General features: G+C 67.3%; 18 protein-coding genes. 12 read left to right on the top strand and 6 right to left on the bottom strand.

Annotated features, from left to right (window positions below; genetic code table 11):
- Nucleotides 1-45 precede the first annotated feature (45 nt).
- The 5 genes from ABLE91_RS11145 to ABLE91_RS11125 all read right to left on the bottom strand — a co-directional run bounded on the left by ABLE91_RS11145 (nt 46) and on the right by ABLE91_RS11125 (nt 6,302).
- Nucleotides 46-2,247 carry a xanthine dehydrogenase family protein molybdopterin-binding subunit gene (locus ABLE91_RS11145; RefSeq protein ID WP_348930887.1) on the bottom strand — a complete coding sequence of 734 codons (2,202 nt, stop codon included), beginning with the start codon at nt 2,245-2,247 and terminating at the stop codon, nt 46-48.
- A gap of 94 nt (nt 2,248-2,341) precedes the next feature.
- Nucleotides 2,342-3,358 (bottom strand): FAD binding domain-containing protein, encoded by a 1,017-nt coding sequence (locus ABLE91_RS11140; RefSeq protein ID WP_348930886.1) that lies wholly within the window; start codon nt 3,356-3,358, stop codon nt 2,342-2,344.
- Complete coding sequence (locus ABLE91_RS11135) at nt 3,355-3,846, bottom strand: (2Fe-2S)-binding protein (RefSeq protein ID WP_510181938.1); 492 nt, start codon at nt 3,844-3,846, stop codon at nt 3,355-3,357. Before ABLE91_RS11135 ends, ABLE91_RS11140 begins: the two co-directional genes overlap by 4 nt.
- 228 nt (nt 3,847-4,074) lie before the next feature.
- Nucleotides 4,075-5,472, bottom strand: coding sequence for a chromate efflux transporter (gene chrA / locus ABLE91_RS11130; protein WP_348930884.1), 1,398 nt, complete (start codon nt 5,470-5,472; stop codon nt 4,075-4,077).
- A gap of 11 nt (nt 5,473-5,483) precedes the next feature.
- Nucleotides 5,484-6,302, bottom strand: coding sequence for a chromate resistance protein ChrB domain-containing protein (locus ABLE91_RS11125; RefSeq protein WP_348930883.1), 819 nt, complete (start codon nt 6,300-6,302; stop codon nt 5,484-5,486).
- A gap of 235 nt (nt 6,303-6,537) precedes the next feature.
- Between ABLE91_RS11125 and ABLE91_RS11120 the strand changes: the two genes are divergently transcribed.
- From ABLE91_RS11120 to ABLE91_RS11100, 5 genes are all read left to right on the top strand, one after another.
- On the top strand, nt 6,538-6,894 hold the full coding sequence (locus ABLE91_RS11120; RefSeq protein ID WP_348930882.1) for a hypothetical protein: 357 nt from the start codon (nt 6,538-6,540) through the stop codon (nt 6,892-6,894).
- Between the two features lie 120 nt (nt 6,895-7,014).
- Nucleotides 7,015-8,286, top strand: coding sequence for an NHLP bacteriocin system secretion protein (locus ABLE91_RS11115; RefSeq protein WP_348930881.1), 1,272 nt, complete (start codon nt 7,015-7,017; stop codon nt 8,284-8,286).
- 5 nt (nt 8,287-8,291) lie between these two features.
- Nucleotides 8,292-10,487: an NHLP family bacteriocin export ABC transporter peptidase/permease/ATPase subunit gene (locus tag ABLE91_RS11110; RefSeq protein WP_348930880.1), complete on the top strand. Its 2,196-nt coding sequence runs from the start codon at nt 8,292-8,294 to the stop codon at nt 10,485-10,487.
- A 1-nt stretch (nt 10,488) separates the two neighbouring features.
- Nucleotides 10,489-13,452 carry an NHLP bacteriocin export ABC transporter permease/ATPase subunit gene (locus tag ABLE91_RS11105; RefSeq protein WP_348930879.1) on the top strand — a complete coding sequence of 988 codons (2,964 nt, stop codon included), beginning with the start codon at nt 10,489-10,491 and terminating at the stop codon, nt 13,450-13,452.
- Between the two features lie 62 nt (nt 13,453-13,514).
- Nucleotides 13,515-13,784: a hypothetical protein gene (locus tag ABLE91_RS11100; protein ID WP_348930878.1), complete on the top strand. Its 270-nt coding sequence runs from the start codon at nt 13,515-13,517 to the stop codon at nt 13,782-13,784.
- 75 nt (nt 13,785-13,859) lie between these two features.
- Here the strand turns inward: ABLE91_RS11100 and ABLE91_RS11095 are convergent, their stop codons facing one another.
- Nucleotides 13,860-14,903 (bottom strand): LacI family DNA-binding transcriptional regulator, encoded by a 1,044-nt coding sequence (locus ABLE91_RS11095; RefSeq protein ID WP_348930877.1) that lies wholly within the window; start codon nt 14,901-14,903, stop codon nt 13,860-13,862.
- A gap of 155 nt (nt 14,904-15,058) precedes the next feature.
- Here ABLE91_RS11095 and ABLE91_RS11090 point away from each other — a divergent pair, with 155 nt between their 5' ends.
- From ABLE91_RS11090 to ABLE91_RS11060, 7 genes are all read left to right on the top strand, one after another.
- Nucleotides 15,059-15,994: a dioxygenase family protein gene (locus tag ABLE91_RS11090; RefSeq protein ID WP_348930876.1), complete on the top strand. Its 936-nt coding sequence runs from the start codon at nt 15,059-15,061 to the stop codon at nt 15,992-15,994.
- 20 nt (nt 15,995-16,014) lie between these two features.
- Nucleotides 16,015-17,043, top strand: coding sequence for a quinone oxidoreductase family protein (locus ABLE91_RS11085; protein WP_348930875.1), 1,029 nt, complete (start codon nt 16,015-16,017; stop codon nt 17,041-17,043).
- A gap of 75 nt (nt 17,044-17,118) precedes the next feature.
- Nucleotides 17,119-18,126: an ABC transporter substrate-binding protein gene (locus tag ABLE91_RS11080; RefSeq protein WP_348930874.1), complete on the top strand. Its 1,008-nt coding sequence runs from the start codon at nt 17,119-17,121 to the stop codon at nt 18,124-18,126.
- A 31-nt stretch (nt 18,127-18,157) separates the two neighbouring features.
- Complete coding sequence (locus ABLE91_RS11075) at nt 18,158-18,976, top strand: ABC transporter ATP-binding protein (protein ID WP_348930873.1); 819 nt, start codon at nt 18,158-18,160, stop codon at nt 18,974-18,976.
- Nucleotides 18,977-18,989: 13 nt separating this feature from the next.
- On the top strand, nt 18,990-19,892 hold the full coding sequence (locus ABLE91_RS11070; protein ID WP_348930872.1) for an ABC transporter permease: 903 nt from the start codon (nt 18,990-18,992) through the stop codon (nt 19,890-19,892).
- Between the two features lie 32 nt (nt 19,893-19,924).
- Nucleotides 19,925-21,367: an amidohydrolase family protein gene (locus tag ABLE91_RS11065; protein WP_348930871.1), complete on the top strand. Its 1,443-nt coding sequence runs from the start codon at nt 19,925-19,927 to the stop codon at nt 21,365-21,367.
- Nucleotides 21,368-21,434: 67 nt separating this feature from the next.
- Nucleotides 21,435-22,448, top strand: coding sequence for an ABC transporter substrate-binding protein (locus ABLE91_RS11060; RefSeq protein WP_348930870.1), 1,014 nt, complete (start codon nt 21,435-21,437; stop codon nt 22,446-22,448).
- Nucleotides 22,449-22,480: the final 32 nt, after the last annotated feature.

The following is a 22,480-nucleotide window of genomic DNA, read 5'->3' as shown; positions in this document are numbered from 1 at the left end:
GCGCCTCTTGACTGCACAAGCTTAGCCAAGATCTCCTGATCCGGATCACAGCAGCTTGTCGAGCGTGATCGGCAGATCGCGCACCCGCTTTCCGGTCGCATGGTAGATCGCATTCGCTATGGCCGCCGGAACCCCGACGATGCCGATCTCGCCGAGCCCCTTGATGCCGAGCGGGTTCACCCTGTCGTCCTGCTCGTCCACGAAGATCACTTCGATGTCGTGCACGTCGGCGTTCACCGGGACATGATATTCCGCGATGTTCGCGTTCATGACGCGGCCGAACGTGTGATCGACAAGCGTCTCCTCGTGCAGCGCGGCACCGATGCCCCAGACGACGCCGCCAATCACCTGGTTGCGTCCGGTCTTGGGGTTGAGAATTCGCCCCGCGGCAACGGCGGACACGATGCGCGTGACACGGACCACGCCGAGTTGCTCATCCACCTTCACTTCAGCAAAGATCGCCGAATGCGTGTTGTGCGCATGTGAGCCGTCATTCTTGAAGCGGGTGGTCTTCTCCTGCTGGATCCGGTCCACGCCGCCGTGCCGCATGGCCTCCGCGATGGAGACCGCACGGGCCGCATCGTGCCGGCTGGCGATCGTGCCATTCGCAAGGACGACCTCCTCCGGGCCGGCGTCGGCGAGGGGCGAGTTGGGCACTGTCTTCGCTAGGCGCAGAAGCTCTTCGCGGATCGCATCGCAAGTGGTGACGATGCCGTTCGACACCGAGGCCGCGATCCAGGAGCCGCCCTCCACCGGCGACTGGGGCAGGGTCGAGTCCCCCAACTTGATGTCGATGCTTTCAAGCGGCAGGCCGAGCATGTCGGCCGCAACCTGCGTCATGATCGTGTAGGTGCCGGTGCCGATGTCCGACGTCGCGCAGGAGACCTGCGCGTGCCCGTTGGCAGTCAATGCGACGCGCACCGTGATCGGCACCTGCAGGGCTTCCCAGATGCCGGTCGCCATGCCCCATCCGACCAGCTCGCTGCCGTCGCGCATGGCGCGGGGCTCCGGGTTCCGCTTGCTCCAGCCGAACGCCTCCGCGCCCTGCCGGTAGCACTCCCGCAGGCTCTTGCTGCTGTAGGGCAGGCCGCTGTTCTGATCGTGCTCGGAATAGCTGCGCATCCGCAGCTCGAGCGGATCGATCTTGAGCGCGACCGCCAGCTCGTCCATGGCGGATTCCAGCGCATAGACCCCCGTGGTGGCGCTCGGCGCGCGCATATCGCACGAGGTGGGCAGATCGAGACGCACCAGCTTGTGTGCGTACTTCGCGCTGGCGCTCTTGTAGAGCAGGCCGGACCACGTGGTTTCGTGGCGATGGAAGTCCTCGTATTGCGACGTCACCGTGATCGCGTCGTGGGTCAGCGCCTCCAGCGTTCCATCGGCCTTCGCCCCCAGTTCGATCCGCTGGATCATGGCCGGCCGATAGCCGAGGCCATACATCTGCTGGCGGGTGAGCACGACCCGCACGGAGCGCTCCAGCGCGCGCGCCGCCAGCACGGCCAGCACCACCTGGTATTGCGGCCGCAGCCCCGAGCCGAAAGCGCCGCCGACGAACGGCGACATGACACGCACATCCGCCGGCTTCAGCCCGAAAATGCCGCACACATAGCGCTGCACGTTCTGAACGCCCTGGGTCTTGTCGTAGATGGTGAGCTTGCCGTCGCCCTCCCACATCACCGTCGAGGCGAACAGCTCCATGGGATTGTGGTGCTCCATGGGGACGGAATATTCGCCCTGGTGGCGCACCTCCGCTGCCGCGAGCGCGGCCGCCGCATCGCCTCTCGGCTTGGCCGGCTCGTCCAGGGCAAAGGCGTCGCCGCGCTTTGCATGGAAATCGGTGACGTGCGGTTCTGCCTCGTAGTCCACGCGCACGTGTGTCGCCGCAAAGCGTGCCGTCTCGGAATCCTCGGCCAGCACCAGTGCAATCGGCTGCCCGCTGAACAGGATCTTCCCGTCGTAGAGAGGGCGGAACGGCGAACCTTGCTCGGGCGCCACGTCGTCCTTGTAGGCGTCGTCGGTGTCGGCCATGGGCGGCCGGTTCTCATGGGTGAGCACGGCGATCACGCCGCCGATCTTCAGGGCTTCGCTGGCGTCGATGCGGGCGATGCGCCCCTTCGCTATGGTGGATCCGACGATGCTGGCATGGACGAGGCCGGGCGCATTGAACTCGCCGGCATATTTCGCCGCGCCCGTGACCTTGTCCCGGCCCTCGACGCGGGACGTGGGGCTGCCGATGTGCGCTGTCATGAGCTCACTCCCTTGAAACGTCAGCGGCAATTGCCGAGATGGCATAGAGCTTCGCCCGCGGCCGCCGAACACACGGCGACGCGGCCGTGTGGTCTCAGGCGACCTTCTTGTTCGACTGCGACTGCGGCGTTGCGCGTGCCGCCTGCGTCAGGGCGCGGACCATGGCGCGGCGGGCAAGCTCGATCTTGAAGGCGTTGTGCGCGAAGCCCTTGGCCTCGCGCAGCACGATGTCCGCGGCGCGCATGAAGGTGTCCGGCCTCGCGACCTGTCCGTTCAGAACCGCTTCTGCCTCCGGATTTCGCCACGGCTTGTGGGCGACGCCGCCCAGGGCGAACCGCGCCTTGCGGATGGTCTCACCGTCCATCTCAAGGCCCACCGCCACCGACACCAGCGCGAAGGCATAGGACAGACGGTCACGGATCTTCAGGTAGGTGTAGTTCTTGGAAAAGCCCTGGGCCGGCAGCTCCACTGCGGTGATGATCTCGTCCGCATTGAGGAGAGTGTCGCGCTGCGGCGTATCGCCGGGCAGGCGGTGAAAGTCCGCAAGCGGGATGACGCGCTCGCCCGCAGGGCCGGTCACATGAATCTTCGCCTCAAGCACGGCCAATGCCACGCACATGTCGGACGGGTGGGTGGCAATGCAGGCCTCGCTCGTGCCGAGGATGGCGCTGATGCGGTTGATGCCGTTGATCGCGGAGCAGCCGCTGCCGGGCGCGCGTTTGTTGCAGGGCGTCGTGGTGTCGTAGAAATAGAAGCACCGCGTGCGCTGCATGAGGTTGCCGCCGGTGGATGCCATGTTGCGCAACTGCGCCGAGGCGCCCGCCAGGATGGCGCTTCCGAGCATGGGATAGCGCTCAACCACCAGCGGATGCCAGGCGAGGTCGGAATTCGGCACCAGAGCGCCGATCCGCAGGCCGCCTTCCGCCGTCTCCTCGACCTTTGTCAGCGGCAGCCGCGTGATGTCGACCAGCCGGGTGGGGCGCTCCACATCCTCTTTCATGAGATCGAGGAGGTTGGTGCCGCCGGCGATGAATTTCGCCATGGGGTCGGACGCGATCAGCCTGATAGCGTCGGCCACATCGCTGGCCCGCGTGTATTGGAAGTTGATCATGATGCCCCCATCGCCTGCTGGATCGCCGCAACGATGTTGGGATAGGCCGCACAGCGACAGATGTTGCCGCTCATCAGCTCGCGGATTTCGTCGGGGCTTTTGGCCTTGCCTTCGGCGATCAGCCCCGCCGCCGAGAGAATCTGGCCGGGGGTACAGTAGCCGCACTGGAACGCGTCATGGTCGATGAAGGCCTGCTGCAACGGGTGCAATACGCCGTCCCTCGCGAGCCCCTCGATGGTGGTCACCACCGCGCCGTCCTTCATGACCGCGAGGGTGAGGCAGGAATTGACCCTGCGCCCATCAAGCAGAACGGTGCATGCCCCGCACTGCCCGTGGTCGCACCCTTTCTTTGTTCCGGTGAGGTCGAGGTGCTCGCGCAGCGCGTCGAGCAGGGTGGTCCACGGAGCGACGTCGAGCCGAACCTTCGTGCCGTTCACCAGCAGTTCGACTGAGAGCTTTATCGGGGGCGCAAGGGGATCGTGGGGCATGGTTGTCGTGGACGCCATTTGCATTCTCCGCAGCTCGAAGAAGGGGTGGCAGCGACACAAACTCACAGGGCTGGAAAACTGTCCGATATCCGCATTGGTATAATTCCATCCTACACGAGATTGCTCGCACTGGACAGGAACCGGCCACCCCATGCGGTGGCCACGGACCTCCTGCATAGGCCCCCTCAACCATCACGCAACGGAATGCCACGCGGCGGGCCCCGAAGCCTATGCCGTGAGATAACGCAGCAGCACCCCGGCTGCGGCGCACGCGCCCAAGGTCGGGACCATGCCCATTCTGAAGCGCAGCATGGCGATCATGGCGACGGCCGCGAGCACGGCTGCCCGCCAATCGACGGACGCGAGCACCGGCACGTCGGGACCGGCGCCGAAGAGATCGATGGTGCGAACCTCCCGGAACACCACGTGCAGCGCGAACCACACGGCGAGGTTCATGATCACGCCCACAACGGCGGCGGTGATGGCTGACAGCGCGGCCGAGATCGCCTGATTGCCGCGCAGCGCCTCCACATAGGGCGCGCCGAGAAAGATCCAGAGGAAGCACGGTGCGAACGTGACCCAGGTGGTGAGGAGCGCGCCAAGGCATCCGGCGAAAAGCGGATCGAGAATGCCGGGCGCGCGGTAGGCGGCGAGGAAGCCGACGAACTGGAGCACCATGATCAGCGGCCCGGGGGTGGTCTCGGCGAGGCCGAGCCCGTCCACCATTTCTCCCGGCGCAAGCCACCCGAAGGTGTCGACCGCAGCCTGCGCCACATAGGCGAGCACCGCATAGGCGCCGCCGAAGGTGACGACGGCCATGGTGCTGAAGAAGGCGCCCAACTGCGTCCACACGCTGGAAGAGCCGGTCAGGAGCCAGAGCAGCACCACCGGCCCGAGCCAGATGGGCAGCCACAGGGCGAGCACTCGGCCGGCCCGCGCCCAGGACGGGTCGGCATGGCCGAGTTCGCCGCGCTCGAACATCAGGTCGACCACGCCCTTGACGTCGGGCGCAGCGCCCTTTGCGGCGTGCCCGCCACTGATGAAGAGCCGGGGTGCATGGCGGCTGCCGACCCAGCCGACGAGGCCCGCCGCCAGGATGATGAGTGGGAACGGAATGCGGAAGACGTAGATGCCGATGAACGCCGCGCCGGCAATCGCCACCATGGCGCGGTTCTTCAGCGCCCGCTTTCCGATCCGCAGCACGGCTTCGACCACAACCGCCAGCACCGCCGCCTTCACGCCGAAGAACACCGCATCGATCAGCGGCACGTTCCGGTAGAGCACGTAGAGAATGCTGAGCCCCAGCATGACCACGGCGCCGGGCAGCACGAACAGCAGGCCGGCGACGAGGCCGCCCGCCGTGCGGTGCATCAGCCACCCGATATAGGTGGCAAGCTGCTGGGCCTCGGGGCCGGGCAGCAGCATGCAATAGTTCAGCGCATGCAGGAAACGCTGCTCGCCGATCCAGCGCCGCTCCTCCACCAATTCCCGGTGCATGAGCGCGATCTGGCCGGCCGGGCCGCCGAAGCTGAGCAGCCCGATCCGCGCCCAGACCTTAGTCGCCTCGGCGAAGGTGGGGGCGGCCGGGGTCTCGGTGGGAGCGTCTGTCGCCGCGGTGATGGTCATGACAGCTTCCCTCACGTCGGCTTCTGGCCGGACGGCCAGTTGTGCGTCTCCTCTGTGGCGTCCCGGCACCAGCGGTAGAAGGCGTCATAGAGCAGCATGCCCGCTTCAAGCTGTTCGAGATCATCCCGGAACATCCGGGAGAGGCCGAGCGAGGCGGCCAGGAAGCCGGAGGCCTGGGGAACGAGATCGAGCCGCGCGGTATCGGCCGCCCGGACGATGGTGGCGAGACGATCGAGCGGTTCGGACAGGAGGCCGAACTCCGCGATCATGGTGTCGAAGGTGCAGTGCGCGCCGCGATGGCTCCAGAAGACGTCATCGATGTCGAAGGCGGTCGCCTGGAAGCGCTCGGCAACCGCCGACACCTCGGCGGCAGCGACGAAGAGGAACACGGCGTCCGGATCGATGAAGCGGCGGATCAGCCAGGGACAGGCGATCCGGTCGACCTTGGGGCGGGCGCGCGTGACCCAGACGGTGCGACCGGCCTCATCCCGTGGCGGGAGCTCGCCGGTTTTGACCAAGAGCCCCCCGGCGCCGCGCCAGGCCTCGAAGCCTCCCTCGAGGGTCTCGGCCCTGATCCCTTCGTGGCGGAGCCAGGCGGCGGCGCCCTGGCTGAGCTTCAGGCCCTTCTGGCAGACCACGACCACGTCGCGCCCGGCGAACTCCGCCGCCCAGGCAGCGGCTGCCTGCGCATCGCGGCGCACCGCAGCCGGCAGAAGCCGGGGGTCGGCATCGAAATCCTCCGGCGTGCGCACATCGATAATCGCCGGCGCAGTGGGCAGGCCCACGAGGCGGGTCAGTTGAGATGTGGTGATTTCAGTGTTCGACGGCATGTGCGTCCATCCCTTTATGGGGGTTCATGGACGCGATCTTTAGGCTGCCGCCTCACGGGGTAATCGCGAATAACCCCTTAGCCTCAATTTACGCTCACCAGCTTGTGGCTTGCAAGGGTTGTAGATGCTGCTGCAGCGCAGCGCTGCTTTGCCGACTTGAGAACAACTGTCAATCAAATGTCGCCGAGGGGATGCACGCTGGAGGCGCATTAGGACGCGACAGGGGGCTGAAGCGATGTCCGATATCGACCAGATCAACACGCTTTTGGCCGCCGCCCAAAGCCTCGCGGCGCGTGCCGAGCAGGACCCGGCCCTGGCCGAGCGCCTGCTTGCGGCGCCGCATGATGTGATCTCCCAGGAGGCGGGCTGCCCCTTCCCCGATGGCATCGATATCCAGGCCGCCCGCGACGAGACCGGCGCGCTGCAGATCACGGCCTCCATCGACAGCAAGTTCGAGGGAGAACTCAACGACGCGCTTCTCGATCATGTCTCCGGTGGAAAATCCATGAATCCGGAACTCCTGAAGACCGGTGGCGACGAAAAGATGATGAAGGCGAAGATGCCGAACTATCTCGGATCCATAAAGAAGTGAAATACGGAAAGCAAAGTCGGTAAGGCTCTTCGCTTTCCTCAAGCACACTCATCTTCCCAGCGATTACCGACGACTGTATTCGCGCCCAGCGGATGCTGGACCTCGTAGACAGGCATGACAATGACGATGCTCAGTGGCATGCACGGCACCTTGGCGCGGCCTCCAAGCCACGACCGGCTCGACGAGATGCTCCGCGTCAGCAACCCGCTGAGCTGGGTCGCGCTTGTGGCATTGAGCACCGCCCTTGTGGCGGCGCTGGTGTGGAGCTGCCTCGGCACCGCGGCGGTGAAGGTCGAAGGACAGGGCATCCTGCTGTCGACCGCGGGTGTCGTCGACATCGGTGCGCCGGCGGATGGCCGGCTGGTCAACTGGCGGGTCGGGGTCGGCGATGTCGTGCGGGCCGGCGATACCATTGCCGAAGTCGCACAGCCCGAGCAATCCGAGCGGCTTCAGGCCAAGCTTCTCGAGCTCGACGGCCTGCGTGCGGAACGCCAGCAGCTGGCGAGCTTCCAGACCCACGTCACCGACATCCAGACGAAGCTGACCCTTGAGCGGAAGGAAGGATTGGAATCCCGCATCGCCAGCCTCAACAATCGCCTCGCATCGCTGCATCTCCTGCAGGACAACACCCAGATGCTGGTGGAGCGCGGCATCGCGACCCGCACGCGCATCCTGGAAGTGACGAACGAGCGCATCCGCACAGAGAACGATCTGGCCGAAGCCCGCAGCATGCTGGTGCAGCTCGCCGCAGAGACGGAAGGGCGCACGAGCCAGAACGCCCGCGAGCTTTTGAACATCGCCATGCGGATCGATGGCACCCAGCGTGAAATCGCCGTGCTGCGCAGCACCTTGACGCGCTCCACCTCCGTCGTGGCGGAGGTGGGGGGCCGGGTCATCGAAGTGATCGAGGCACCCGGCGAGATGGTCCGGGCGGGCGCCCCCCTGCTGCGGATGCTGCCGGCGCGCGACGGCGTGCAGGACAGCCTCTCGGCCCGCCTGTATGTGCCGGGCGGCGACGGCAAGCGCGTCAAGATCGGCATGGAGGTTCAATTGGTGCCGGCGACCGCGCGGCTGCAGCGCGACGGCTTCATCAATGGTCGGGTCATCCACGTGGCAGACTTGCCGACCACCCGCGAGAGCATGGTCAACACCCTCAAGAACAGCGCGCTGGTCGAAACCCTCACCAGCAAAGGCGCGCCGTATGAGATCCTGGTGGAGCTTGAGCGCGACCCGACCTCGCCGAGCGGCTTTCTGTGGTCCACCGGCCGCGGCATGTCCCTGCCGCCCGAGGGCGGGACCATCGCGGAGGCCAAGTTCGTCGTCGACCGAATCCCGCTCATCGCGCTTGTGATCCCCCGGGCGGAGACGGTTCTGGGCTGGATGCGGCTTTAGACGCCATGTCCGATTGGGCCATTCAGCCGAAAGCCGTCCCGCGCAAGCCGACACCGACGGTTCTACAGGTCGAGGCCGTCGAATGCGGCGCGGCGGCGCTGGCGATGGTGCTCGCGGCCTATGGGGCGTGGCTGCCGCTCATGGAGCTGCGGCGCCTGTGCGGCGTGACGCGCGACGGCAGCAAGGCGACGAGCATCCTGCGCGCGGCGCGCAGCCTCGGCCTTGAGGCGAAGGGGCTGCGCGTGAGCACCGACAGCCTGGCGCGCATCGCAGTGCCGGCGATCGTGTTCGTGAACATGAACCATTTCATGGTCCTAGAGGGCGTGGCCCAGGGGCGCGTGTATCTCAATGATCCGGCCGGCGGCAGGCAGTCCCTTTCGCGGGACGATTTCGACCGGATCTATTCCGGCATCGCGCTCGTCTTCCGCCCGACGCCGGACTTCCGCGCCACCGGCACGCCGCCCCGGCTGATCCAGCCGCTGCTCGAATGGCTCGCCGGCGCGCAGCCGGCCTTCGCCTTCATCATCCTGTGCGGCCTCACCCTTGTCATACCGGGGATCGTGCTGCCGAGCTTCAGCCGGATCTTCGTCGATCAATACATCGTCGAGCGGCAGGCCGACTGGTTCGAATGGCTGCTGGCCGCGCTGGTCGCCGTGGTGCTGGCGCAGACCATTCTTCAATGGGCCCGCGGCTGGTGCGAGCTTGCACTGAAGAACCGGATCTCGATCCGGGCGGCGACGGGCTTCTTCCGCCGGCTCCTGCGGGTGCCGCTGCCCTTCTTTGCCCAGCGCGCCGCCGGCAGCATCGCCAGCCGCGCCACCATCAGCGAATATCTCGCCGACAGCGCCAGCGTCGATCTCACCGGCGTCCTGATCGGTGCGGGCTCGCTGCTGTTCTTCGCCGCCATCATGATGATCTACAGCCCCGTGCTGACCTTCATCTCGGTCGGGATCGTCCTCGCCGTCACCGGCCTCAACATCCTGCTGCTCGGGCCCCTGCGCGAAGGCGAACGCCGCGCGGCGATGGAGAGCGTGAAGCTCAGCGAGCGGACCATTCAGGGCCTCGCGCAGATCGAAAGCCTGAAGGCAAGCGGAACAGAAGACGCTTTCTTCGAGCGCTGGTCGGGCCAGCAGGCGCGGGTCGCCAACCAGCAGCAGATGCTCGGCCGCGTGGAGGCGGTGCTGACCACGGTGCCGGACTTCCTGCGCATGATCGGGAGCGGGGGAACGCTGCTGGCCGGCGGCCTGCTGATCATGGAAGGGTCGGTGACCATCGGCATCCTCGTCGCCTTCCAGCAGCTCTATCTGAACTTCGAGATGATCTCCCGCGACCTGTTTGAATCCATCCTGGAGCTGCAGAAGGCGCGCGGCACCCTGGACCAGATCGAGGATGTCCTCGACCAGCCCGAGGCGAGCGAATTCTCCACGAAGGATGCCGTGTCTCCCGCGCCGCCCCAGGCCACCGCGCTGGGGCGGCTGTGGAAGCTGGAGGGGCGCATCGCCGTGCGCGACCTGACCTTCGGCTACAACATGCTCGAGCCGCCGCTGATCAAGGACTTCTCCTTCTCCGCGCCGCCCGGCAGCCGGATCGCCCTGGTGGGCGGCTCCGGCAGCGGCAAATCCACGGTCGGCAAGCTGCTGGCGGGATTGGCGGAGCCCTGGTCGGGCGACATCCTCATCGACGGGCGCCCTCTGCGCGACATTCCGCGCGAGCTGCTGCGCAACTCCATGGCCGCGGTCGATCAGGACGTCATCATCTTCGACGGCACCGTGCGCGAGAACATCGCTCTGTGGGATACGACGATGCCGGAGGAGCGCATCGCCCAGGCTGCCAAGGATGCGATGATCCACGACGACATCGTGCGCCGGCCCGGCGGCTATGGCGCACAGGTCGGCGAGCGCGGCCGCAATTTCAGCGGCGGCCAGCGCCAGCGCCTGGAGATCGCCCGCGCCTTGCTGGGAGAGCCGAGCCTCCTCATCCTCGACGAGGCCACCAGCGCGCTGGACCCGCTGGTGGAAAAGGAGGTGACGGACAATATCCGCCGCCGCGGCTGCACCTGCATCATCATCGCGCACCGGCTCAGCACCATCCGCGATTGCGACGAGATCATCGTGATGCATCGCGGCGCCATCCTGCAACGCGGCACCCACGACAGCATGATCGCCGTCGACGGCCCCTACCGGCGCCTGATCGAGAACTGAGATGGCGCTGTCGGCCGATATCATCCCCGATCAGGTGCCCGGGCACGCAGACGCGGCGGGGCCGTCCATCCTCCCTTCGGCGCTCGGCCTGGAGCGGCTCGGACACCCGCGAGGGGTCTCGGGCACGACGCCGTTCCTGCTGAACGATCCGGACCTTGCCACTTATATCGCAGTCGGCGAGGTCAATCTCTTCCTCGTCGAATTGCGCGACGGCGTTCCCGCTGGGGCACGAGCCTATCTGTGCACGCTCAAAGCCGGCCAGCTCGCATTCGGCTTCAACGCCCAGGACATGCTCGTACCCATCGGGGTGCTCGCCGTGGGCACCGTGGGCACGACCATCGTGGAGATCTCCATCGCCACCTTGCGGCGGCTGTCCGGCACGCCGGAGCAGCATGCCACGCTTGCCGGCAAGATCGATGCGTGGGTGGAGGCGGTTTCCAGCGCGAGCGCGCGTGCGCTGCGGCCCCATCCGCGCATGGATGCCATCTGCGTGCCGGGAGAGACCCTATCGGCCGGCGCGAACCAGCGCATCGGCGTCACGCGCGGGGTCGGCTGGGTGTCGGCGCAGCAGGGGCTGCCGCTCCTGCTCGACACCCAGGATCTGCCCGCTCTGGGGCGGGATCGCCCGTTCCCGCTCTGCGCCGCCACATGGGTGAGCTTCAGTGAGGATGCGCAGGTCACGTGCGAAGCAACCCGCTCCGCCCTGGAAGACGGCTCCGTCTGGTCCGGCCTCATCGTGCTGCACGACGCTTTGATCGAAGCCGTGCCGCTGACGCTCCGCCTTGCCGCCGTCGACGAGGTGAACAGGCTTCGGGCGCGCGCCGAGGCCGATGCGCAGACCGAAGAGGCCGGCACGGCCGCGCTCGCGGCCACCGCCCGTTCCAGCAATGACGATCCGTCGGGAGCGGCCAGCGCCCTGTTCAGCGCCTGCCAGGCGGTGGCGGGCGCTGCGGGGGTGCGCCTCCGTCCTCCGCCACGGCGGCCGTCCGACCAGGAGTCGTTGACCCTCGATGCGATCCTCCGCGCCAACCATCTGCGCAAGCGGCAGGTCGCGCTCGACGGCGACTGGTGGGAGTACGACGTCGGCGCCTTCCTGTTCCTGGACCCGCAGGGCAAGCCGTTCGCCATCCTGCGGCGCGGCCGGTCCTACTGGATCAAGGATCCGGCCGCGGGCTCGGCGACGCGCCTGAGCGCACAAGCCGCCCGGGGCCTGCGCGGGACGGGGTTCCTCCTCTATGAGCCTTTTCCCGACCAGCCCCTGTCACTGGGCGACATCCTGCGGCGCGCGGTGCGCAACGGGAGAGCCAACCTCCTCTCGGTCCTGGGCTTCGGGGTCGTCAGCGGCCTGCTGGCGATGATCCTTCCGGTCGCCTCCGGATACATGGTGGATACGGTCATCCCCGACAACGACGCCTTCGGGCTCGTCGAAATAAGCGTGGTGCTCGCGGCCGTTGCCGCCGTGCAGTTCGTGTCGGAACTCGCCATTCAGCGGTCCATGCTGCGGTTCATGGGCCTGTCCGGCACGCGGCTGCAGACCGCGCTGCTCGATCGTCTGCTCCGGCTGCCGGTGGGGTTCTTCCGCGATTTCACCACCGGCGATCTCATGACGCGCGTCCTGAGCGTGCAGACCATCGAGAACCAGCTCACCGGCGCGATGATCGGATCCATGCTGTCCGGCCTGTTCGCGTTCGTCTCGCTGGGACTGATGTTCTATTATTCGCCCTTGCTGGCCTTGGTCGCGCTCGGCCTGGTGCTCGCCCTCGCGGGGGCGGTCTTCATGCTCGGCCTGGTCCGGCTGCAGTATGAGCGGGACACGGTGCGCCTGCGCGGGCAGCTCTCGCACGTGCTGTACGAATCCGCGGGCGGGGTCGCGAAGATCCGCCTTGCCGCCGCCGAAGCGCGCGCCTTCAGCCGCTGGGCCTTCACCCAGGCGAACTTGGCCAAGGCCCTCAACAATTCCAGGCGGATCGACCTCATCAGCGAGACCCTGGCCGACGCCGCATCGCCCCTCATGCAGGGCATCGTGTTCGCGGTCATTGTCTATGCGGGCCTCGCCGACGAAGGCTTCGGCCTCGGATCTCTGGTGGCTTTCCTTGCGGCGTTCACCCAGGTCATGATCGGCATGATCGCGATCGCCGAAAGCGGCCAGGACATCATGGCGCTTGGGCCGGTCTTTGAATATTCCAAGCCGATCCTCACCGCGGTGCCGGAATCCCCCGTGGCTCAGATCGATCCGGGCGAGCTCAGCGGCGGCATCGAGATCAACCAGGTATCGTTCCGCTATGGCGCGGATTCCCCGCCTGTTCTGTCCGATTTTTCCTTGCAGATTGAACCGGGTGAATATGTTGCGGTGGTCGGGCCCTCGGGAAGCGGGAAGTCGACCATCCTGCGGCTCGTGCTGGGCTTCGAGAACCCGGCGAGCGGCGCCATCCTGTTCGACGGCAAGGACCAGCGCGGGCTCGATGTGCACGCCATCCGCCGCCAGATGGGCGTCGTGCTTCAGAACGAGCGCCTGTTCGCCGGTTCGCTGCTCGACAACATCCTTGGCGGCCACGTGTATCTCACCGAGGAGGATGCCTGGCGCGCGGCGGAGCAGGCCGGGCTGGCGGAGGATATCCGCGCCATGCCCATGGGCATGTACACGGTCTGCTCGGGCGGCGGCGGGCTCTCCGGCGGGCAAGTCCAGCGCACCATGATCGCGCGCGCCCTGGTCCACCGCCCGAGGATCGTGCTGTTCGATGAAGCGACCAGCGCATTGGACAACCAGACCCAGGCGATCGTGACGGAGAGCCTCGGCCGCATGCGCGCGACGCGGATCGTCATTGCCCATCGGCTCAGCACGGTCATGGGCGCGGACCGCATCGTCGTCGTCCGCGAGGGCCACGTCGTGGAAAGCGGGGCATATGACGACCTGCTCGCGCGCGGCGGCCTCTTCGCCGACCTTGCGGCGCGCCAGCTGAGCTGAAGCGGAGCGCTCGGCGGCGGGGCGGACATCAATCCCCTGACGGTCGGAACGGGAGACGGACGATGGCACTGAGAGACTTCGAGCCGTTGATCTTGGCGGCCAATCAGCTCCTGCAGGCCGCCAATGGCGACCCGGCCGTCGCGGAGCGTCTGCTGGAGGACGCGAAGGGGGAGATCGAAAGGGCCGCGGGGAAGCCGGTCCCCGAGGGGGTGGTTCTCAGCGTGCGGCAGGGCTCGGACCAGCGCTTTTATTTGTCGGTCGCGATCGATCCCGGCTTCGAAGGCGAGATCGACGACTGGGTCCTCGAAGCGGTCAGCGGCGGCACGGCCTAAGGCCGCTTGCGCGGGAGAGAGAGAGAAGAGCAAGGCATGATGCACGAGGACTGAAACGGCAGAGCCGGCCGGTCTCTACACCAGCGATTTTCTCGCCGCCGGCTGCAGGATGCGCCCGGTGGAGCCGCGCACCACCAGCTCCGGAGTGAGGACGATGCGGGTGCGGGTGTCCGCCCCGGTGGCGATCTCGTCCAGCAGCAGGCGCGCCGCTTTGCGGCCCATGTCGCGATGGCCGATGCGCACGGTGGTGAGGGCCGGCGAGACGAGGTCCACCATGGGCATGTCGTTATGGCCGATCACCGACACGTCCCTTGGGCAGGAGCGGCCGAGGCTCTGGAGCGCGTCGTAGACGCCCAGCGCCAAAAGATCGTTGGCGGCGATGATGGCGGTGAGGCCTGGCACTCGCTCCAGAAGGCGCAAGGCGGGCGCGACGCCGGCCTCGCGGATATAGGCCGCCGCCTCCTCGATATGGGGCGTGAGGCCGTGGCGGCGCATGGCGTCGGTGTAGCCGCGCTGGCGCAGATCGCCGGTGGAGAGGTGCCGGGGGCCGCCCACATGGCCGATGACCCGGTGGCCGAGGCCCACCATGTGGTCCACCGCAAGGCACATGCCCTGCGCATCGTCCGACACCACCGCCGACACCCGGCCGCGCTGCTCGAAGCGGTTCACCAGCACCACGGGAACGCCGCGCGCGAGGCAGTGGCTCACCACATTGTCCTGCCGCGTGACGGTGGCGAGGATCAGCCCGTCCACCCGGTGATTGGTGAGATTGTCCACGAACGAAGTCTGCACCGAGGAATCGTTCCCCGCGTCCGCCACCACGGGGGAATAGCCCTCCTCCGACAGCACCTCGGTGATGCCACTCAAGATGGGCGAGAAGACCGGGTTCGCGATGTCCGGCAGGATCACCCCGATCAGCCGCGACTGCCCGGTGCGCAGGCTCGCCGCCACCCGGTTCGGCCGATAGCCCATGGCGCCGGCGGCCGCGATGATCCGCTCGGCCACGTCGGAGGCCACCAGGTGCCGCGTCTTCTCGTTGAGCGCGCGCGAGACGGTGGAGGGGTGGACGCCGGTGGCGTCCGCAAGGCGCTTGAGCGTGACGGGCGGAGAAGGAGCCATTGCTGAAAGTCTGTCCCGTTCCGCCTCGCCATGTGCGCGTCGGCCGCGCCAGCCGTTGGGAACCCTGGGCCGCAATTTGGAGATTGACAAGATGCAATCGATTGTAGAGCCTGTCTGCAATCGATTGTAATAACCATATTCAGGGGAACGCTATCATGGACGCCGCCCGCCGCCCTGCGGTCGCCGCGCCGCGATCGAGCATTATCGAAACCGAGGAAGAGGTGACCGACATCGTGGTCGCCGCCATGTCGGACGCGGCCTCGCCGCGCCTGCGCACGGTCATGGAATCCCTGGTGCGCCACCTCCACGCCTTCGCCCGCGAGGTGAAGCTCACGGAGGAAGAGTACGACCTCGGCATCTCCATGCTGAACCGCATCGGCCAGGCGACGAACGACAGCCACAACGAGGGCATCCTGTTCGCCGACATCCTCGGCTTCTCCACCCTCGTCTGCCTGCTGAACAACGGCAATACGGGCGCCACCGAGACCTCCGCCGCTCTGCTTGGCCCGTTCTGGCGCATGCATTCGCCGGAGATGGCGAATGGCGGATCGCTGGTGCGCTCGCCCACCCCGGGGCCCGCGCTGTTCGTGAACTGCAAGATTGAGGACGCCGCCGGAGCGCCCATCTCAGGCGCCGAGGTGGACGTGTGGCACGCCTCCCCCGTGGGCTTCTACGAGAACCAGGACGAGAACCAAGCGGACATGAACTTGCGCGGCAAGTTCCACACGGACGCGGAAGGGCGCTTCTCCTTCCGCTCCGTGAAGCCCGCCGGCTATCCCGTGCCCACGGACGGACCTGCCGGCGACGTGCTGCGCGCGCAGAGCCGCCATCCCTACAGGCCCGCGCATCTGCACTTCCTGTGCTTCAAGGAGGGGTTCAAGACCCTCATCACCCAGGTGTTCGTGGACAATGACGAGCGGCTGGACAGCGACGTGGTGTTCGGCGTCACGCAGCACCTCGTGGGCGATTATCAGCGCCACGATGAGGGCGCGCCGCCGGCGCCTGATGTGACCGCGCCCTGGTACACGCTCGACTACACTTTCGTGATGGAGCCGGGCGTCGCCAAGCTCCCCATGCCGCCCATCAAGTGACGCGTAGAGGAACCACAGTGATGGCAGCGCTCTCAGCCGCCCCCGAGACCCTTGCGAGCGTGACGGCCCGTTGCCTGCGCCTCACCGCCAAGGCGACAGACCCGCAATCCATCGCACCCACCATCGAGCGCCAGACCCTGGCGCGGGGCGCGGCGGACGAGGTGCTTGTCGAAGTGAAGGCGGCGGCGGTGAACCCGTCGGACGTGAAGGCCGCTATCGGCATGATGCCCTATGCGGTGTTCCCCCGCACGCCGGGCCGGGACTATGCCGGCATCGTCATCGAGGGGCCGGCCGAATGGGTGGGGCGCGAGGTGTTCGGCTCCTCCGGCGACCTCGGCATCCGCCGCGACGGCACCCACGCCACGCACCTCGTGGTGGAGGCGGCAGCGCTGGTGGAGAAGCCCGCCAATATCTCCATGCAGGAGGCCGCCGGCATCGGCGTGCCCTTCATGACCGCCATCGAGGGCTTCCGCCGCGCCGGCCTGCCGAAGGCGGGTGACGTGGTGCTGATCATGGGCCTCAACGGCAAGGTGGGCCAGGCGGCGGCGCAGATCGCCACCTGGATGGGCGCCCGGGTCATCGGCGTGGTGCGGAAAGACGAGCCCTATGCGGGCTATGCCTCCGGCCCGGTGGAAGTGGTGAATGCGGGAGCCGTGGACGTCGCCCCCGAAGTGCGCCGCCTCACGGACGGCCATGGCGCGGACATCGTGTTCAACACGGTGGGCGATCCCTACTTCCAGCAGGCCCACAAGTCGCTCGCCTTGGCCGGGCGGCAGATCCTCATCGCCGCCATCGAGAAGGTGGTCGAGTTCAACATCTTCGAGTTCTATCGCGGCCGGCACACCTATGTGGGCGTGGACACTTTGGCCATGTCCTCCATCGCCGCCGGCACCGTGCTGCGCGATCTGGTGCCCGGCTTTGCCGGCGGGCACCTGCGCCCCTTCCCCATCGCCCCCCATGCGGTGTTCCCGCTGGAGGCGGCGAAGGAGGCCTATGTGGCGGTCATGGGCTCGGCCCGCGACCGCGTCATCCTGAGACCTGCGGAATAGCGCGGCCTTCAGGAGCCGCGTCACGAACGTTCGACGAAGACGAAGTGACACCAGAACCTTTCGGGAGAAACGCCAATGTTCAAACTCTTTAAGCGGGCCATTCCTGCCGCGCTCGTCCTTGCCATTGCGAGCCCCGCGCTCGCCCAGACGCCGACGCCGGTGAAGATCGGCATCGGCTTCGGCATCGGCTTCCTGCCCATGTTCGTCGCCGACGACCAGAAGCTGGTGGAGAAGCAGGCCAAGGCCGCGGGCCTCGATGTCACCGCCACCTATCAGCGCTTCTCCGGCTCCTCGGCCATGCAGGATGCGATCCTCTCCGGCTCGGTGGACATGGGCGTCTACGGCGTCGCCGCCATGCTGATTGCCTGGGACAAGGCGAAGAACACGCCCCAGCAGATCTTCGGCATTGCCGGCGTGAATTCGACCCCGCTGGTGCTGGTCACCAATAAGCCCGAAGTGAAGACGCTGGCCGACTTCGCCCCCACCGACAAGATCTCCATGCCGGCGCTGGTCTCGCCGCAGATGTATGCGCTGCAGATGATCTCGGAGAAGGTGTTCGGCCCCGGCCAGCAGGACAAGCTGAAGCCGCAGGTGGTGGCGCTGCCCCACCCTGAATCCATCAATGCCATCCTCTCCGGCTCCACCGAGGTCAAGGCCTATTTCTCCACCCCGCCCTTCACCCAGATCGCCCTCGACAGCGGCAAGGCGCACACCGTCATCACCTCTGAGGCGGCCTTCGGCGGGCGCTCCTCCTTCCTCGTGCTGGGCGCCACCAAGCGCTACATCGACGCCAACCCGAAGATGCCGGCCGTGATGGTGGCGGCGCTGAAGGAAGCTGCCGACTTCATCCGCGCCAATCCCCGCAAGGCGGCCGAGATCTACCTGAAGATCGAGCCCAACAAGGTGCTCGACGTGAACAAGGTGGAAGCCATGCTGAAGGCCATGCCGGATGATTTCGGCGTCGCGGTCTATGGCGTCAAAGCCACCGCCGACTTCATGAGCCGCATCGGCGTGCTGAAGACCGTGCCGGCGAGCTTCAAGGACGTGTTCCTGGAGCCGATCCAGCAGACCGCCAGCAACTGACCCCCGCGCGCCCCGCGCACAGGAGGACGATATGGCCATGGCCCAACGCGAGGCGCCTTTTCCCGCAAGCACCGACGCGGCCTCCGCGCCGGTGCTCACCGTCGATGGTGTGACGCTGCAGTACAAGACGCCGGACCATCTGGTGACCGCCACCTATCGGGTGGGCTTCGATATCCATCTGGGCGACCGGCTGGTGCTGCTCGGCCCGTCCGGCTGCGGCAAGTCCACCTTGCTGAAAGCCATCGCCGGCTTCCTGAAGCCGGTGGAAGGCGCGATCCATTTGAAAGGCAAGCCGGTCACCGGGCCGGGGCCGGACCGCATGATGGTGTTCCAGGAGTTCGACCAGCTCCTGCCCTGGAAGAGCGTGAAGGACAATGTGGCCTTCCCCATGCTGGAGAACGGCGTGGCGCGGAATGAGGCCAACCAGCGGGCGATGGAGGCCATCGACAAGGTGAACCTCACGAGGTTCGCCGACGTCTATCCCCACATGCTCTCCGGCGGCATGAAGCAGCGCGTCGCCATCGCCCGCGCCATGGCCATGCGCCCCGACGTGCTGCTGATGGACGAGCCCTATGCCGCGCTCGATGCCCTCACCCGCCGCAAGATGCAGGAAGAGCTGCTCCAGCTCTGGGACGATATCCGCTTCACCTTGATCTTCGTCACCCATTCCATCGAGGAGGCGGTGCTGATCGGCTCGCGCGTGGTGGTGCTCTCGCCTCATCCCGGGCAGGTGCGGGCGGAGCTGAACTGCCACCATCTCGACGTCACGCACCAGGACGGGCCTGAATTCCAGATGCTCACCCGCCGCATCTCCCGGATGCTGTTCGAAGACAAGTCCGTGGGCCATTGAGGGAGAGCTTGAGATGATCGACGCCACCATCACCAAGCTGACCGTGAAGCTCACCCCGCCCATCCGCGCGGAGGGCGAATACACGGTCACCGCGCCCGTGGGCCTCGGGGACGTGGCGAAGCCGCTCTCCGCCCTCGAACGGCTTGCCAATAACGGCGCGGTGCGGCGCGGGCTGATCCTGGTGGCGCTCGCCGTCATCTGGGAGCTCTATGCCCGCTGGCTGAACAACCCCCTCTCCTTTCCCACCTTCTCGGCCACCGTCGAGGCGCTGTGGAGCGGCATCGCCTCGGGCATCATCCCAACGCGCCTGTGGGTGACGCTCCAGACGCTGCTTATCGGCTATGCCATCGGCCTCGTGCTCGCCGCCGTCTTCACCAGCCTTGCGGTGACCACGCGGCTGGGCACGGACCTGCTCTCCACCCTCACGGCCATGTTCAATCCCCTGCCCGCCATCGCGCTGCTGCCGCTGGCGCTTCTGTGGTTCGGCCTCGGGCGGCCCTCGCTGGTGTTCGTCATCATCCATTCGGTGCTGTGGGCGGTGGCGCTCAACATGCACACGGGCTTCCTCTCGGTCTCCGAGACGCTGCGCATGGCGGGGCGCACCTTCGGGCTCGGCGGCTTCCGCTTCGTGCGCAAGATCCTGATCCCCGCGGCCTTCCCGGCCATCCTGGCGGGCCTGAAGATCGGCTGGGCGTTTGCGTGGCGCACCCTGATCGCGGCGGAGCTGGTGTTCGGTGTCTCCTCCGGCCAGGGCGGGCTTGGCTGGTACATCTTCGAGAACCGCAACACCCTCGACACCGCCAACGTGTTCGCCGGCCTGCTCACCGTGATGGCGGTGGGCCTGTTCGTGGAAGGCGTGATCTTCCGCGCCATCGAGGCGCGCACCGTGCGTCGCTGGGGCATGCAGCGCGGCTGACCGGCCGCGCCAATAACAAGATGGAGGAGAGGATGACGCTCGACATCGACCGCCGCAGCGTGCTTGCAGGGGCGGGCCTGACGCTGCTGGCCTCCGGCGCCATCGCCCAGACCCAGGCACCCGCGCCGGCACAGCAGAAGGGCCGGCCGCTGCTGATCCGCGGCGCCAGCCTCGTCACCATGGACCCGGCGCTGGGTGTCCTGAAGACCGGTGACGTGCTGGTGCGCGACGGCCGGATCGCGGATGTCGCCGCCAGGATCGAGGCGCCCGATGCGGAGGTGATCGAAGCGGCCGGCTGCATCGTCTCGCCGGGCTTCATCAACAGCCACATCCACCTCGCCCAGGCCATCCTGCGCGGGCTCGCGGGCGACGCCACGCTGGACGAATATTTCAAGACCATCGTCGCCCGCTACACCCGCCACATCCGCCCCGAGGACCTTGCCGCCAGCGACTATGCCGGCGCGCTGGAGCAGCTCTCCGGCGGCACCACCGCCCTCTTCGACTGGAGCCGCGAGGCGCTGACGCCCGCGCATGCGGACGCCATCATCGACGCGCACCAGCGCTCGGGCATCCGCTCCTTCTTCGGCTACGGCCTCACGGGCGCCGCCCAGGGCGGCACCGCCATCCGCGCGGATATCGAGCGCCTGCGCAAGGGCCCGCTCTCATCCGACGATGCCCGCGTGCGCCTCGCGGTGGCGACCCGGGGACCGGACACCTCCACCCCAGAGGAGAGCGAGGACGATTTCCGCTTCGTGCGTGCCCTCGGCCTCCTCAACCAGTTCCATGTGGGGGTGATGCTCTATTCCGCCCGCCGCCGCCGCGGCGTCGCGGACCTCGCTGCCAAGGGGCTGATCGATCCCACCACCATCCTCGTCCACGCCAACGATCTCGATCCCGACGAATACGGCATCGTCGCCACGAGCGGCGGCTCCATCGCCGTCACGCCCGAGGTGGAGATGATGATGGGCCACGGCCAGCCCGCCACCGGCCGCGCGCGCGGCGCCGGCGGCAGGCCCGGCCTCGGGGTGGATGTGGTGACGGGCGTCGGCGGCGACATGTTCAGCCAGATGCGCACCATGGTGAGCGCCCAGCGCCTCGCCGACAATCTCGCCGCCGCGCGCGACGGCAAGCCCCTCGCCAAGGTCACCCTCACGGCGCAGCAGGCGCTGGAGGCCGCGACCATAGACGGGGCGCGGCTCCTCGGCATCGAGAAGGAGGTGGGCTCGCTCACGCAGGGCAAGAAGGCCGACCTCATCATCGTGCGCGGCGACCGCCTCGCCACCGCTCCCCTCAATGATCCCATCGGCACGTTGGTGTTCCAGGCGAGCGCGGCGGATGTGGACACGGTGCTGGTGGAGGGCGAGGTGGTGAAGCGCCAGGGGCAATTGGTGGGCCGCGACCCAGCCCGCGCCGTCTCCGAGCTCCAGGCCCGCGCCAGGGATCTCTACGCCCGCGCGGCAAACCCGCCGGGCTGAGCGGAACGAGATTTTAAAGAGGCGTGGGCGGCACCCCGCCGACCCGCGCCCGCTACGGGAGGACCACATGATCAGCAGGCGCGACATGATCGGGTATCTGGCTTTAGGCGCAGGGCTCCTCGCTATGGGCGGCACGGCCCTGGCGCAGCAGCCGGCCACGCCTTTCAAGGTAGTGGCCTTCGCCGGCGCCTCCAACCTGCCCTTCTGGGTGGGACAGGAGAAGGGCTTCTTCGCCAAGGAGGGCATCGCCCCCACGCTCGAGATCACCCCCAATTCGGTGGAGATGGCGAAGAACCTGCACGGCGGGCGCTACGACATGGCGCTCACCTCGGTGGACAATATCGTCGCCTATGACGAGGGCCAGGGCGAAGCGGACCTGCCCAGCAAGGCGGACTTCGTCGCCCTGTTCGGCGTCGACAACGGCATGCTCAGCGTCATGTCCGTGCCGGAGATCAAGACCTTCGCCGAGCTGAAGGGCAAGACCCTCTCGGTGGACGCCATGACCACCGGTTTCGCATTCGTGCTGCGCGCCGTGCTCGCCAAGGAGGGCATCGGCCCCAATGATGTAACCTATGTGAAGGTGGGCGGCGGCGCCCAGCGGCTGGAAGCGCTTTTGAAGCAGGAGCAGGCGGGCACCCTGCTCAACACGCCGCTCGACCTCGTGGCCGAGGGCAAGGGCTTCAACCGCCTCGCCCGCGGCGCCGACGTGCTCGGCGCCTATCAGGGCATTGTCGGTGCCGCCCGCCGCGACACCGCCGCCAAGATGAAGACCGAGATGGAGGCCTTTATCAGGGGCTTCCACGCCTCTGTGACCTGGCTCGCCGATCCCGCCCATAAGGACGAAGCAGCCGGAATGCTGGTGGCGCGCATGAAGGGCATGGAGCGGCCCCAGGCCGAGAAGGCCTATGATCGCCTGCTGGACCCGAAGGAGGGCATCTATCGCGACCTGCGCATCAGCCGCGAGGGCCTTGAGACGGTGCTACGGCTTCGCTCCGAATACGGCCCCGGCCAGGTGAAGCTCACCGACCCGGACCGCTATGTGGACCTCAGCTATCTGAAGGCGGCCCTCGGCGGCCGCTGATCTTCTTCCCGCGTTCTGCGCCGCGGGCTCAC

The organism is Aquabacter albus, from assembly GCF_040049275.1.
Lineage (GTDB): Bacteria > Pseudomonadota > Alphaproteobacteria > Rhizobiales > Xanthobacteraceae > Aquabacter.
This window is presented reverse-complemented; position numbering and strand designations above follow the sequence as displayed.